Genomic DNA, 12,364 nt, shown 5'->3' on the forward strand with positions numbered 1-12,364 from the left:
TCCAACCAGGAGGGCGCGGAGTCCGGTGTTCTCCCGCACCGCCCGGGAGGCCTACGGGCCGCGCAGTTCCCCGATGAACTCCCGCACATCCGTTGCGTAGAGTTCGGGCTCCTCCCAGGCCGCAAAGTGCCCGCCGTGGGGGAATTCGGTGAAGCGTTTAAGGTTCACCCTGCGCTCCGCCCACTCACGCGGTAGCGGGGCGTCGCGGGGAGGGTGGGCTACGGCTGCCGGAACCGGGGTGCGCCGCCAGGGGCCGGTGGCCGCGCGGGTGTCGAGGTAGTACCGGCGGATGGACGAGCCGATCGTCTGCGTGACCCAGTAGATCGTGATGTTCGTGAGCAGTTCGTCCCGGGAAAGACGTTTCTCGACCTCCTCGCCGGTCGTGCCCGAAGCCATGAAACTCATGATCCAGGCCGCGAGGCCTGCGGGCGAATCGGACAGGCCGTAGGCGAGGCTCTGCGGTTTGGTCGACTGGACGATATTGAAGGCACCTTCGTTCATCCACCACTCCCGGATGTAGTTCGCGAACGCAATCTCGGGCTCTGTGAGGGTCGAGAAATCCGTCGTCGGGTCCGGGTAACCGACATCGGTCAGGTGGAGGGCAAGCAGGGCGTCGGGGTGGCGCTCCGCGAGGAATTGGGCGACGAGCGCCCCGGCATCGCCGCCGGCCGCGACGAACTTCCCGTACCCCAGTTCTTCCGTCATCAGTTCGGCGAAGAGGTCCGCGGTATCGCCGGTGGTCATGGGCACGGGGTCGGAGAACCCCTGTCCGGGGAAGGACGGGACGACCACATCGAACGAGAGATCGGAGTCGATCAGCATCGGGATGACCCTGTGGTAGCGGTAGAAGGAGTCGGGCCAGCCGTGGAGCAGGAGGACCGGCACCGGGTTCGGTTCCCCGGAGCGCTCGTGGACGAAGTGAATTCCCACCCCATTGACCTCTGCCCTGAACTGGGTAAAGCGGTTCAGGTACGCCTCGTGCCTGCGCCAGTCGTACCGGTGCTCCCAGTACCCGACAAGGTCTTTCATGTACGCGAGGTTCGTGCCGTACTCCCAGCCGCCGCCATCCGGCCAGCGGGTGCGGGCGAGGCGTTGTCGCAGGTCGTCGAGGACGCCCTCCGGAACGGCGATGGTGAAGGGTTGCATGCCCGGATGGACGGCCTCCACCCGGTTATATATTTTCCGTACGTGACTGCTTGCCGCCGTCGAGAGTGCCGGGGTGCGCTAACGTTGCGCCTCCATATCCGCAACCGTGAGGTCCGGGTGGCGGTACCGTCCCCGCCCTTTCGTTCCCCGCATCACGTGGAGCTGGATCGCCTCGGTCGGGCAGAAGTGAAGGCAGGCGCAGCAGAGTTCACACCGCTGGTTCCAGACCGGCCGGTCGTCGGGCATCTCGATGTTGCCCGTCGGGCAGACCCTCGCGCAGGTGCCGCAGCCGGTGCAGGCGTCCGATATGGAGAAGGCGGCGGACGCATCATGAGTGCCTTTTGCGAACGGCCCATAAGTCAGCGCCTTCACGAGCCCGGAGATGGGTGCAAACCCCGGGGAGACCGAACGGCCGCTCCCGATCGTCTCCGCGATCTCGGCAAACCGTTTGTCCGCCTTGCTGAGGATCTTCTCGCACTTCTCGCCTTCCGGCGGCCGCGCGAGCGGCGGGAAGTTGCCGGGCATGGTGACGGCGAACGCGGCGTCGAGCCCCCGGCCCTGCCGTTCCCGGAGGATCCTGTTCAACTGGTGGAGGGCAGAGACCCCCATGCCGCCCATCGTGACGACCGCGAAGGTGTACTTTGTTCCCGAGAGGTCGAGCCGTTCCGCAAACCTGGCTACCATGACCGGCACCCCGCAGTCGTAGACCGGGCAGACGATCCCGACCCGGTCGGCATCCGGGGTGATCGTACCCGGGGTGATCGCAAGCGATGCAATCGGGACAAGTTCGGTCTCCCCGAGAGCTGCGGCAACCTTCCTCGCCGCGGCAAGGGAGTTTCCGGTGCCGGTAAAATAGTAGATGACGGTCTTCATGGTCGGCGCTCCAGTTCGGCGATGCCGACCGACGGGTTCCGGTAGCGTTGCCTCCCTTCGGTAGCCTTTCCGGCCTGGATCGCCTCGACCGGGCAGAGGTGGATGCACCCGCAGCAGAGTTCGCACCGGTGGTTCCAGACCGGCCGGCCGTCGACCATCTCGATGTTCTCCGCCGGGCAGACCCTCGCGCAGATGCCGCACGACGTGCATTCTTCGCTAACCGTGAATATGCGTTCGTCCCCGTGAATCCGGGAGAGGAACCGAGGGTACATGACGGCCCTGATAAGGTGCGTCAGAGGCGCACGCGGGAGTTTTGTCCTCTTTCCATCCCGGATCTGGCCCGCGATCCTAGCAAGTTCCGCGTCTGCCGTAGCAAGCAACCGGTCCCGCTTCTCTCCCGCGGGCGAGCCGTACATCAGGATGTAGTTGCCCGGCATATGCACGCCGAATCCTGCATCGAGCCCCTTTCCAGTCCGTTCTCCCAGGATTCCGTCGAGCTGCCGGAGAGCCGCAGAACCTCCGCCCCCTCCGTGCGTGACGATCGAGAAGACGTAGTCTGCCGCGGTGAGGTCGAGACGCTCCGCAAACGATGCTACCATCGCCGGGAGACCAGAGAAGTAGACCGGGCAGGCGATCCCGACCCGGTCGGTATCGGGGTAGATTTTGCCCGTGGTGTCTCGAAACGCCGCTATCGAGACAATCTCGGTATCCCCAAGGGTTTCGGCAACCTTCTTTGCAGCGGCAAGGGAGTTGCCGGTCCCGGTAAAATAGTAGATAGTGGTCTTCATAGCAACCTCAAGCGATCCGGTTCGGTTCTGCTCTCCACCAGGTGTCGGCAACCTAAGTGTTCGCTCATAGGGATATGGATTTTGCGAAGACGATCGAGTGGGTGGACCAGGATCATTGCGTGGCGCACCATCATAGCGGCACGGTCTCACGCAGAGGCGAAAAAAAGTGCAGGATTGCTCCGGCATCACTGCTGGCGGGGCGAATCCTGATCAGCGAGCCGGGTCGCCCCCGGTGTCCTCGGCTGCGGAGCGCTCCCGGGTGACTGGATGAACCAGCCAGTCCGGGTGCCGTCAAGCGTAGCGGTGGAGTTCCCGGCTGTGAGGAGGCTTACAACAACCATGGAAAGGGCTGAGAGCACGAGTGCGTAGAGGCTGAAGTGCACCGGGAGCGATCCCACGAACTGGTGCCAGTAGCCGAAGCCCGCGGCCGCGACGAGCCCGACCGCCATGCTCGCGATCGCTCCCTGTCCCGTCGCGCCGCGCCAGTAGAGCCCGGCGAGCAGCGGAACCGCGAACGTCGCGAGCATCACCCCGATACCCATCCAGATCAGCCAGGCAAGCATCGGCGGTGGGTTGATGGCGAGGAGGAGCGTGCCGCCGGCCCCGAGAACGACCGCGACCTTCGAGACGAGGAGCACCTCCTTATCGGGCGCCGCAGGGCGGAAGATGTTCTTGTAGATATCCCACGCGAACGAGGTGCCGACCGTGAGCATCAGCCGGTCGGTCGTCGACATCACCGCCGCAAGGACGATCACCGCAAAGAGCGCCCAGAGCGCCACGTTCGGTATCGCATGTTCGACACCGACGATGAAGGCGAAGTCCTGGGCGTTCACGGCGTCCGGGAGCACCAGTTTTCCTTCCTCGACGAGCGAGCGGACGGCAAACCCGGTGAACTTGACGAAGAACATCACGACCGCGTAGATGGTGAACGCGATGAGCGGCGCCCACTTGAAGTAGCGAGCCTCTTTTACGGCGAGGACGTTGTTGACGACGTGCGGCGCGCAGGCGAGGCCGACCATCAGGAGGATGCCGAACGAGACCAGGAACTCCGGCGTCGCGTAAGCGTACGAGGCGTAGGCCGGGCTCGGGAACCAGGGCTCGACGAAGTTCGGGTCAATCCCGGCAATGACCGTGTTGATATGTTCGAGCCCGCCGGCGCTTGCGATGACGAACGGCGCCATCAGGAGCACGCCGAAGATCAGGATCCCGCCCTGGAAGAGGGTCGTCCAGGAGACGGCGTAGAGCCCGCCGACGACCGTGTAGGCGGTGATGATGACCCCGGCGATGAGGAGCGCCTGCCAGTGCGGGATGCCGAAGAGCCAGACGAGCACGATGCTGATCGCGGCATACTGCCCGACGAGGTAGATCAACGATACAGTGATCCCCGCAGCGGCCGAGAGTGCCCGGAGCGCCCGCGGGCTCTCGAACCGGTCAGCGAGGTAGTCCTGGACGGTCAGGTAGCCCCGTTCATTCCCGATAGCCTGGAGTTTCACGCCGAAGAAGATGATACAGAACGCAGCGGCAAGCGGGACGAAGATCTGCTCCCAGATCCCCGGCCAGCCGGATGTATAGCCGAATCCGCTCACGCCGAGCAGGGTCATCCCGCTGCAGATCGAGCAGACGACCAGGATCGTGAAGACCCAGAACCCGAGCGATCTGCCCGCGAGGATGTAATCCTCGGTGTTATGGATCTTCTTCGAGGCCCAGTTCCCGATGCCGATGAGCACAAAGAAGTAGAGCCCGATCAGGACGAACGTCGCAAGGTCCGCCATTCAAGCGGCCTCCCTGAACCCGAGGCCCCAGAGAGCGAGCAGGACGACGACCAGGGCGACGGCGCCGCCCACGATGATTCCCGTATGGAGAGGTAGCCCGAAGAACATGCTGTGTCATTGTGTGGCATGCTAACATATAACACGATCGATCGGGACGGCGAGATCCCCTCGATGAAAAGTCAGGCACATGATAACTGGAGAATGATATTTCGAACTCTCCGCGGCTTTGCGTGAGTCGCTGAGGTATGGATGATCCGGAGAGATCTATCGATAACCGGGCGCTATCCCTTCTGAATCGAGAATGTGCATGAGATAAAGCCGGGCATCCTTTACAGTGGCACGGCATCCTGGAGGGATGCGGTCCCTGGTGTACCCGTGCAGTCCCCCCCGGTCACCACATCGACCTTGCGGTCGAACAGGTCTTTTTGATCCCGGGCCCTACTCCCGCCACCTCGGCAGCGTCGAGAGGTACTGGCCGACCATCTCCTTCGCCTTCTCGGAGGGCATCCCGAGTTTCGCGGCCATCATCGGCGTGTACCTCCCGATCGCCTGCTCTCGCGTCAGATCGGGCTCGACGAACCCTCCGTCCCGGTAACAGTAGGTGCAGTATCGCGTGCTCCGCGATCCGTCCCCCTCCGTTCCGGCGTCTTCGTCGCGGGCAAGAGGCATCCCGCAACTCTCGCAGAGCGTGATCTTCCGCCCGGCCCACCGCTTCAGGCACGAAAGTTGCTCCTTTGTGAACTCCTCCGCCTTGTCAAGAGGAATCGCATACATCTGCGACATCATCCCTCCGCCGATCTTCGCCATCTCGTCGATGGTGATCCCCGGGTTCGTGAAGGCTCCGTCCCGGTAGCAGTAGGTGCAGTAGTCCTCCGAGAGCGTGCCGTCCGCCTCTGTCCCGAACTGCTCCTCCGCGTTCATCGGCATCCCGCAGCTCTGGCATGCACGTATTCTATCTGTCTTCATATACACTCCTGTAGCGACTACACGCTGCAAATAAGGAAACCGTCGTACGAGGGAAAATATTTCCAAAAACGCTTGTAAAAAGGTGCGACCGCACCCGTACTTCTGCCGGAGACCCGGCCGGGACATGAAGACTGAGCCGTCGTCTATTCGTTTCTGGGCGGGAACCGGATTGTCATCCTGCCGCCTGCGCCGTGCTCGAGCATCGCATCGCGCTGGAGCGCCCGGGCGTAGCCCGCGAGGTAGGGCTCGGCCACCCGGATGTCCGCGAAGGTCTCCCGAACCGCCTTTGCCGCGCCGTCGATAACGATAGCCACGCCCCCGCCGGCGACGTCCGAGGACTCGCAGGGGATCCCCCACGTCAGGAGGAGCCCCTCCATCAGGGTCGGGGGATCGAACTGTTCCTCGGTGCGGGTGAGGAGTTCTGTCCCGTTCTCTTCGCCGAGTCGCCTGGCAATGGCGGTGATCCCCTCTATGAGACCGGGAGGGGCGTCCGCAAGAAGTCTTCGCACAAGGGGTCCGGCGACATCGTGTCGCTGCAGGGATCGGGCTACCTTGATCAACTGCCAGTCCCGGGCAAACGAAGTACCGGTGCGCATATTATCCTCTCATGATGCCGTAAGCCATCACGCAGAGGCCGAGGATCACCACGATGTGAGAGAAGATCCCCGACCAGATAATGATGAATTCGTCGGGCGTAAACACGCTGATGAGATCGGCGAACGTGATTCCCACGATCAGCGTAAACAGCCCGTAGATGAAGAGGAGCAGGGTCGGCTGCTTCACGATCCGGTAGGCATTGAAGATGATGCCGAGGAGGAGCGCCCCTAAAAAGAGCGTCACGATCGCAAGCATCTGTTGTATGGTCTCAATTTCCATTCCGTTCATGTCTGTTCCTTGACCTTCCTCACCGAGATGATCGTCTGGATATCCCTCACCGCCGGAAGGCCGGAGAGGGGAACGAGCACGTTCCGTTTCAACTCGGATATGTTCTGCACCCGGACCTTGACGAAGAAGTCTCCGGGCTCAAGAACCTCGTAGAGTTCAAGGATGCTCGGGAGACCCTGCATGAACTCCTCGACATCCGATTTCCCGTCTGGGTGAACCCTGACATTCAGAAAAGCGACCAGAGTATGCTCGAAACACTTCTGGTTGATGACGATCGTGAACCGCTCGAGGATACCGGCGTTCTTCAGTTTCTCGATCCGTTTAAAGACTGTCGACGGTGCGATACCCAGCATTGAGCCGAGTTCTGCCATAGACATTCGCCCGTCTCTCTGCAGTTCCCGAAGGATCGCATCGTCGATCTCGTCCATTCGTACAATAGTTACAAGTTTTTGGTTATAATAATTCCGCATTCGGTTTATAAATTGAATGGATTTTTTTTCGTTTCTGTCGGATAATGAGGAGGATAAGGGGGTTTAGCCATGGTTTCGCCCGGTGATTAAATGTAAGTTTTTCCGGGAGCAACGGGAAAGAAAACTCTGTTTTTCACAACAATGTGGAATTATCGTTTCACAGCCTGTGGATGATTGTTCCTCCCGGGTTGACGATCCTGATCGGCCCGGGACCTCCTGCTGCATCGCGGATGGCCGTGTCGATGAACCCTCTTGCCGCGCGGAACCCCTCACGTATGGGCATCCTCCGGGCGAGGCATGCAGTGAGTGCCGCCGAGAAGCAGCATCCCGACCCGTGCACCGAGTAGGGGTAGCGCTCCCCGGAGAGCCGTATCTCGCCGTCCCGGTCGACCAGGAGGTCGATCGCCGCCCCGCCGGGGAGGTGTCCACCCTTCACTACCACGGCACGGGCACCGAGGTCGAGGATCCGCCGCCCGGCCTCGGCCATCTCCTCGACGGTCATGACTCGCATCCGGCTGAGCACCTCAGCCTCCGGGATGTTCGGGGTGACAACCGCCGCCCGGGGGATGAGGAGTTCCATGAGATCGGCAACCGCATCCTCCGCGAGCAGCCGGTGGCCCGACGTTGATATCATCACCGGGTCGATCACGAGTGCGCCCCCTTCCGGCAGGCTCTCCGCGACCGCACGGACGTTTGCGGCGTTCCCGAGCATCCCGGTCTTCCATGCCCCGATCGAAAAGCCGTCCGCGACCGTTTCCATCTGCGCCCGGACCGCCTCAGGAGGGAGCATCCAGGTTCCCCGCACCTCGCGGGTGTTCTGGGCCGTCACCGCCGTAATGACCGTCAGCCCATAGATCCCGAGCGCCGTGAACGTCTTCAAGTCTGCCTGGATACCCGCTCCGCCTCCCGAGTCGGAACCGGCGACGGAACAGGCGGCAATCATCTCTCCATCCCTCATCCATCAGGTGTTGCCCGGTATCTGCTTGAATCTTTGCCTCTCCTGCGCCATTCCCTTTATCACGTTCTGCACCGACCACTCTTACAATGGATGTAGAAGAGATCAGCCGCCGGCACCTCGCCGCCGGCACCCCTGACGACGAGATCGTGCGCCTTCTCTCCCGGGATATCCTCTCGATCAAGCACCACCGCGTAACCCCCGCCTACGCCGAGGCGTTTGCCCGGGCGGTCCTCACCGAGGCGAAGAACTCGACCGGGCTGTCCGGCGACCTCTTCGCCTTCGAGTCCTCCGGTTCGACGATGGGCGAGTTCGGCGTCGGTTCGCGAGGGTCGGGCGACTTCTTCGCCCACCGGCAGCTCGCCCGGATCATCGGCCGGACGGAAGCCACGGTCGGTGTCGACGAGATGGACGACGCCGGCGCCGTCTGTGCCGGCGGGGACTATATCATCACCACCGTCGACGGCATGCACTCGCGCCTCTCGGACTTCCCCTTCCTTGCCGGGTTCCACGTCACCCGGGCGACGCTCCGTGACGTCTACGTTATGGGGGCAAAACCCGTCGCGCTCCTCTCCGACATCCACGTCGCCGACGACGGCGACGTCGCCAAGATCTTCGACTACACGGCGGGCGTCTCCGCCGTCGGCGAGGCCATGGACATCCCGCTCGTTACCGGCTCCACCCTCCGCATCGGCGGGGACATGGTGCTCGGTTCCCGGATGACCGGGTGCGTCGGCGCCGTCGGGGTCGCCCGGCACCTCACCGCCAGGAAATCGATCAGCCCCGGCGACGTCCTCCTCATGACCGAGGGGGCAGGCGGCGGGACGATCGCCACCGCCGCGATCTACTCCGGGTTCCCCGAGGTCGTCGAGGAGACGATCAACCTCCACTTCCTCAAGGCCTGCGAGGCGCTGCTTGCAAGCGACGTCCTCGCGAGCATCCACGCCATGACCGACGTCACGAACGGCGGGCTCCGGGGCGACGCCTACGAGATGGCCGAGACCGCCGGCTGCCGGATCGTCGTCGTCGAGGACGACCTCCGCACCCTCGTCCAGCCCAGAGTCCTCGAGATGCTCGACGCGCTCGAGATCGATTACCTCGGCGTATCGCTCGACGCCCTCCTGGTCGTCGCACCACCGGAGGCTGCGCCCGAGATCCGGCGGGTCGTCGAGTCCGCGGGCGTCGCGATGAAAGAGGTCGGCTATGTCGAGGAAGGAGCGCCCGAGTCGGTACTCTCGGTCGGCGGCGAGATCCGCGATTTCACCCCCCGGTTCCGGGAGTCGGCCTACACCCCGGTCAAGAAGGTCGTGGACGAGGACAAGAGGGACTTTGAGGAGATGAAGGCCGGGGTCGAGCGGGCGGCGGAAGCGGCGCTTGAAAAGAAGCTCCGGATCCTTTCCCGGCTCCGGTCTTCGTGAGTGGATAGATCGTTGTAACTCTTGCTAACGGCCTTTGTCGAACCCCCCGTGATCCGGCCGGTTGAGAGGGTATCTGCCCGAAGCTCCGGGGAGGGCAGGACGGCCGTTCCCATATTATGGCGACGCGGTTATCGGGGGCAAATTTATATCGCCACTCCCGATAGAAGATATTGAACAGCAATGCCCGTCACACAGGATCTGATCCGGAAGAAGCGGTCCAGGATTCTCACAATAGCCGGGCGGCACGGTGCCAGAAACCTGCGGGTCTTCGGCTCGGTCGCCCGGGGCGAGGCAGGCCCGGAGAGCGACCTCGACCTTCTGGTGGAGTTGGAGCCGGGCAGAAGCCTCCTTGATCACATTGCACTCATCCAGGATCTGGAGGAGGCACTGGGGTGCCGGGTGGATGTCGTGACGGAAGCGGCGCTCAAGGAGCGCTACAAAAAGCGGATCCTCAAAGAGGCAGTGCCGTTATGAGGGATGGGATCGATCGGCTCCTCGACATCCTGGAAGCGATCAAGGAGATTGAGCGGTATGCGATCCGGGGCAGAGACGCTTTTTTGCAGGACGAACTGGTGCAGGTCTGGATGATACACCATCTCCTGAACATCGGGGAAGCAGCCTCCCGCACTCGAAGACCGGAGGTCTTCTCACGCTCCGCTCCTTGAGGGAGCGTCGCGTCTTCCTCCTGATCTTCGAAGCGCTTCTCCCGACGTTCCCTGGAAGCAGGTGATCGGCCTTCGGAACATCCTGGTTCATGCATACTTCCGCGTGGATCCTCTGGAGGTCTGGGCGGTCGTGGATCACGATATCCCCGCACTCGGGGAAGAGGTCGCGGCGCTCCTCTCTTTGCTCGGCGGCACAGGAGGCGCCGGGTAGAGTACCGTCTCCTTCCACCCCGGAAATCCGTTGCCAGCGGAAGGGGAGAGAACAGCCCCCTTCACGTGCCTTCGGGGTCGACGACCCTTCCCATGAAGAGGATCGTGCCGGAGTCCTTCTCAGTGATGAGGAAGACGAACGGGTGGTCCGCACGGAATACGGGCGCGGCACCTCCCCCCACCACAACGCCGGTCGCTGCCGCGGCCTCGGTACCCTCTTCGTTCACGTCGATGAACGCCTTGTGGAAGACCCCGGTGACGAAGAGGTCTCTCGTGCCGTCCATCCCCGAGAGATCGGCGGCATCATTGGCAAACGCCGTGGGCATCCCCATCGCCGCAAGCACCCCCGGAAGAGGATACCCCGTCTCCAGCGTGAACTTCGGGAAGAAGACCCTGACGTTCTGCGAGACCAGGGACGCCCGCAGGCCGGCAAGCCTCTCCGCGTCCAGGGCCTCCTCCGCAGCCGCCAGGGTGTCGTCCTTCGGCAGGAGGACGAGCATCGCGAGTTCGGTCTCGTTCCCGTGCGCGTACGGCATCTCGAGCACCCGGAGGGTATCGGTCTCCGCGTACGGGTAGACGGCGTTCCCGTGCATCATCGCGACAGTCACCGTCTCGTCCGGTCCGACCCGGAACTCCTCTTTTGTCGTCTCGTTCGCGTCGAACGGCTCGGTCCAGGTGCCCTTGAAGTAGATCGCGTTCGTGATCACGAGCCGGGTCAGCGGGTCGATCGAGCCGGGCGGCAGGAGGTCGCGGATCTTCTCTTCGGTCTCTCCCTCCACCCACCGGTTGATCGTCTCCCGCGACCCCCCGGGGTCATTGATGAAGTCGAGGTTCGTGACGTTCGCCCCGTACCAGCGGGTGGCCGTGTCGATGTACTCCGGGAGGAACGTATATGTCTTCTCTGCCCAGAGGGCGTTTGCGGTGCGGAGCGTGTAACTGGCGTCCCTGCTATTCAGGCCGGCATCAAGCCCGGCAATGCCCTCCCGCCGGAGGGTAGCATTCGCCGGAAGGTGCAGCACCGATTCGATCTCGTCGGCGGTCGTGCCGCGAGCGCCCTCGCAGGTGATCGCGAGGGCCGAGGTGATGCTGTAGGGCGAGAAGAAGAGGTTGTCTCCCGCATGCGCCGGCTCGGCCGCGAGGCGCCGGTAGAGGTCGAACGCAAACCGGTTGTTCCCGGTTGCCACGCTATCGTCGGCTACGGATTCACCGGAGACTGAAGTCGTGCTCAGAGGTACGGTCCCGCAGACAGCCAGTCCTGCAACAATGAGCGCCAGAACCAGGATGCCTATTCCGGAGATCAATAGTCTTTTCATCGTTCTCTCCCGTGGATGGCTTCGAGGTGGCCGGTGATCCGCGAACCGGGTAGCTTCCGGACATCCACACGGAGTCTTTCTGCAGGAAGACGATAATACCGGCGAAAGCGTTCGATCCCGGTCGAACGGGTTCAAAAATTATATCAGTCACGTAACTTCCCCACTTGCAGGACCGGGGGGCTGCGTCGCCGCACGCCTCTTCCGCCACCGGGCGCAGGCATACGCCACCAGGACTCCCCCGATCACCGCGAGCGCGATCCCGGCAACGAGCAGTTCCACGGGAGGCCCCTCCGGGACCGGGAGACCGCCCCCTCCCGCAAGCGGGGGCACCGGCACTTCCCGGATCGGCGCGGTCAGGAAGGCCGCGAGGGCACAGACGCCTCCGGCGAGGCTCGCCAATCCCGCAGCCAGGAGGATCCGGATCCGGGTGCTGCCGTGCGGCTGCAGGAGGGCCTGCCCCTCCGGCGTGAGCGCGTAGTACACCCAGGCGTGCCCGTCGTCCCCGGCGGCAACGAAACCGGCGTCGGCAAGCCTCTGCAGGTGGTGATGAACCGTGGACTTTGCCAGGCCGAGGTCGGCCGCGAGCTCCGTAATCGTCATCCTGCGTGTATGCAGGGTCTTTAACATATCAAGCCGGGTCCCTGATGCGAGCACCTCGAATGTCTCCTTTGTCAGGACGATATCGACCGGCTCCATAGGGGAGTAGTTCGGAAAGACGGGATATAACGATTCCGTTATCGTCCACATCGTAAAAAAGAAGCCTCCTCATGCGGCCGGGTCGAGTGAGAGCAGGGGACGGCCCGTGCGTCCCCCTTACAGAGGTTTACCTAGTACTTGTTGTCATCTAAACCTAAAATCCGACATCACCTTCGCAGTTTCGCGTGAGACTGTACCGCCTCTATA

At 62.9% G+C, this 12,364-nt stretch carries 15 protein-coding genes; 4 read left to right on the plus strand and 11 right to left on the minus strand.

Going from position 1 to position 12,364, the window contains the following annotated elements:
* Positions 1 to 51: 51 nt before the first annotated feature.
* From FGW20_RS10485 to thiD, 9 genes are all read right to left on the minus strand, one after another.
* Complete coding sequence (locus FGW20_RS10485; protein ID WP_301678040.1) at positions 52 to 1,146, minus strand: epoxide hydrolase family protein; 1,095 nt, start codon at positions 1,144 to 1,146, stop codon at positions 52 to 54.
* A 78-nt stretch (positions 1,147 to 1,224) separates the two neighbouring features.
* Positions 1,225 to 2,019 carry an EFR1 family ferrodoxin gene (locus FGW20_RS10490; protein ID WP_301678041.1) on the minus strand — a complete coding sequence of 265 codons (795 nt, stop codon included), beginning with the start codon at positions 2,017 to 2,019 and terminating at the stop codon, positions 1,225 to 1,227.
* Positions 2,016 to 2,807, minus strand: a complete 792-nt coding sequence (locus FGW20_RS10495) for an EFR1 family ferrodoxin (RefSeq protein ID WP_301678042.1) — start codon at positions 2,805 to 2,807, stop codon at positions 2,016 to 2,018. The genes FGW20_RS10490 and FGW20_RS10495 overlap by 4 nt, the downstream gene beginning before the upstream one ends.
* A gap of 185 nt (positions 2,808 to 2,992) precedes the next feature.
* The gene (locus FGW20_RS10500) at positions 2,993 to 4,579 is read right to left on the minus strand and encodes a sodium:solute symporter family protein (protein WP_301678043.1); all 1,587 of its coding nucleotides are present in this window, start codon (positions 4,577 to 4,579) and stop codon (positions 2,993 to 2,995) included.
* Positions 4,580 to 5,017: 438 nt separating this feature from the next.
* Entirely contained in the window at positions 5,018 to 5,545 is a 528-nt protein-coding gene (locus FGW20_RS10505) for a zinc ribbon domain-containing protein (protein WP_301678044.1), read from the minus strand.
* Between the two features lie 143 nt (positions 5,546 to 5,688).
* Entirely contained in the window at positions 5,689 to 6,141 is a 453-nt protein-coding gene (locus FGW20_RS10510; RefSeq protein WP_301678045.1) for a hypothetical protein, read from the minus strand.
* 1 nt (position 6,142) lies between these two features.
* Positions 6,143 to 6,430: a hypothetical protein gene (locus FGW20_RS10515; protein WP_301678046.1), complete on the minus strand. Its 288-nt coding sequence runs from the start codon at positions 6,428 to 6,430 to the stop codon at positions 6,143 to 6,145.
* The gene (locus FGW20_RS10520) at positions 6,427 to 6,858 is read right to left on the minus strand and encodes an Lrp/AsnC family transcriptional regulator (RefSeq protein WP_301678047.1); all 432 of its coding nucleotides are present in this window, start codon (positions 6,856 to 6,858) and stop codon (positions 6,427 to 6,429) included. Before FGW20_RS10520 ends, FGW20_RS10515 begins: the two co-directional genes overlap by 4 nt.
* Before the next feature lie 199 nt (positions 6,859 to 7,057).
* Complete coding sequence (thiD, locus tag FGW20_RS10525; RefSeq protein WP_301678048.1) at positions 7,058 to 7,858, minus strand: bifunctional hydroxymethylpyrimidine kinase/phosphomethylpyrimidine kinase; 801 nt, start codon at positions 7,856 to 7,858, stop codon at positions 7,058 to 7,060.
* 86 nt (positions 7,859 to 7,944) lie between these two features.
* Between thiD and FGW20_RS10530 the strand changes: the two genes are divergently transcribed.
* The 4 genes from FGW20_RS10530 (at position 7,945) to FGW20_RS10545 (ending at position 10,149) form a co-directional block, all read left to right on the plus strand.
* Positions 7,945 to 9,273, plus strand: a complete 1,329-nt coding sequence (locus FGW20_RS10530; RefSeq protein ID WP_301678049.1) for an AIR synthase-related protein — start codon at positions 7,945 to 7,947, stop codon at positions 9,271 to 9,273.
* A 180-nt stretch (positions 9,274 to 9,453) separates the two neighbouring features.
* On the plus strand, positions 9,454 to 9,747 hold the full coding sequence (locus FGW20_RS10535; RefSeq protein WP_301678050.1) for a nucleotidyltransferase family protein: 294 nt from the start codon (positions 9,454 to 9,456) through the stop codon (positions 9,745 to 9,747).
* A complete protein-coding gene (locus FGW20_RS10540) occupies positions 9,744 to 9,938 on the plus strand; it encodes a HepT-like ribonuclease domain-containing protein (protein ID WP_301678051.1) in 195 nt (64 codons plus the stop codon). Before FGW20_RS10535 ends, FGW20_RS10540 begins: the two co-directional genes overlap by 4 nt.
* A gap of 61 nt (positions 9,939 to 9,999) precedes the next feature.
* Complete coding sequence (locus FGW20_RS10545) at positions 10,000 to 10,149, plus strand: HepT-like ribonuclease domain-containing protein (protein ID WP_301678052.1); 150 nt, start codon at positions 10,000 to 10,002, stop codon at positions 10,147 to 10,149.
* Positions 10,150 to 10,210: 61 nt separating this feature from the next.
* Here FGW20_RS10545 and FGW20_RS10550 read toward each other — a convergent pair whose 3' ends face one another.
* Positions 10,211 to 11,461 (minus strand): serpin family protein, encoded by a 1,251-nt coding sequence (locus tag FGW20_RS10550; protein ID WP_301678053.1) that lies wholly within the window; start codon positions 11,459 to 11,461, stop codon positions 10,211 to 10,213.
* Between the two features lie 147 nt (positions 11,462 to 11,608).
* On the minus strand, positions 11,609 to 12,157 hold the full coding sequence (locus FGW20_RS10555) for an ArsR/SmtB family transcription factor (RefSeq protein ID WP_301678054.1): 549 nt from the start codon (positions 12,155 to 12,157) through the stop codon (positions 11,609 to 11,611).
* Positions 12,158 to 12,364: the final 207 nt, after the last annotated feature.

It is taken from the genome of Methanoculleus methanifontis (assembly GCF_030464365.1).
Classification (GTDB): domain Archaea; phylum Halobacteriota; class Methanomicrobia; order Methanomicrobiales; family Methanoculleaceae; genus Methanoculleus; species Methanoculleus methanifontis.

Coding starts and splice junctions, on each gene's coding strand:
- FGW20_RS10555 (WP_301678054.1), bottom strand. CDS start 12,157: ATGGAGCCGGTCGATATCGTCCTGACAAAGGAGACATTCGAGGTGCTC.
- FGW20_RS10500 (WP_301678043.1), bottom strand. CDS start 4,579: ATGGCGGACCTTGCGACGTTCGTCCTGATCGGGCTCTACTTCTTTGTG.
- FGW20_RS10510 (WP_301678045.1), bottom strand. CDS start 6,141: ATGCGCACCGGTACTTCGTTTGCCCGGGACTGGCAGTTGATCAAGGTA.
- FGW20_RS10540 (WP_301678051.1), top strand. CDS start 9,744: ATGAGGGATGGGATCGATCGGCTCCTCGACATCCTGGAAGCGATCAAG.
- FGW20_RS10530 (WP_301678049.1), top strand. CDS start 7,945: ATGGATGTAGAAGAGATCAGCCGCCGGCACCTCGCCGCCGGCACCCCT.
- FGW20_RS10495 (WP_301678042.1), bottom strand. CDS start 2,807: ATGAAGACCACTATCTACTATTTTACCGGGACCGGCAACTCCCTTGCC.
- FGW20_RS10505 (WP_301678044.1), bottom strand. CDS start 5,545: ATGAAGACAGATAGAATACGTGCATGCCAGAGCTGCGGGATGCCGATG.
- FGW20_RS10515 (WP_301678046.1), bottom strand. CDS start 6,430: ATGAACGGAATGGAAATTGAGACCATACAACAGATGCTTGCGATCGTG.
- FGW20_RS10550 (WP_301678053.1), bottom strand. CDS start 11,461: ATGAAAAGACTATTGATCTCCGGAATAGGCATCCTGGTTCTGGCGCTC.
- FGW20_RS10520 (WP_301678047.1), bottom strand. CDS start 6,858: ATGGACGAGATCGACGATGCGATCCTTCGGGAACTGCAGAGAGACGGG.
- FGW20_RS10485 (WP_301678040.1), bottom strand. CDS start 1,146: ATGCAACCCTTCACCATCGCCGTTCCGGAGGGCGTCCTCGACGACCTG.
- thiD (WP_301678048.1), bottom strand. CDS start 7,858: ATGAGGGATGGAGAGATGATTGCCGCCTGTTCCGTCGCCGGTTCCGAC.
- FGW20_RS10535 (WP_301678050.1), top strand. CDS start 9,454: ATGCCCGTCACACAGGATCTGATCCGGAAGAAGCGGTCCAGGATTCTC.
- FGW20_RS10490 (WP_301678041.1), bottom strand. CDS start 2,019: ATGAAGACCGTCATCTACTATTTTACCGGCACCGGAAACTCCCTTGCC.